General features: G+C 54.0%; 1 protein-coding gene. It reads left to right on the top strand.

All coding sequences use genetic code 11. The annotated features are described in order from the left end of the window. Window positions 1-52: 52 nt before the first annotated feature. Window positions 53-235 (top strand): hypothetical protein (locus FS628_RS32385; protein ID WP_222125356.1); only part of this gene is annotated, 183 nt, incomplete at its 3' end.

Genomic DNA, 235 nt, shown 5'->3' on the forward strand with positions numbered 1-235 from the left:
AAGCGGAGTTGCGGAGGATTCGGCGCCTGGGTAGGAACATGGAGAACAGACTATGTATGTGTGGGGTGAGGAAGGAGGGAAGTATAGGGGGGTTGTGCGTGGGACGTGGTTAGAAGGTGTTGAAGAGTGGTTGAGAGAGAAAGGAATGATGGGGGATGTGGAGGATTTTGAAGAGGGGAGGGGTAGAGATGTGGTGGGGTGGGTAAAAGAAGGTATGGAGGGGATTGGGGGAAGG

The sequence above is a fragment of the Paenibacillus xylanexedens genome (assembly GCF_007676705.1).
In the GTDB taxonomy this organism is placed as follows: domain Bacteria; phylum Bacillota; class Bacilli; order Paenibacillales; family Paenibacillaceae; genus Paenibacillus; species Paenibacillus xylanexedens_C.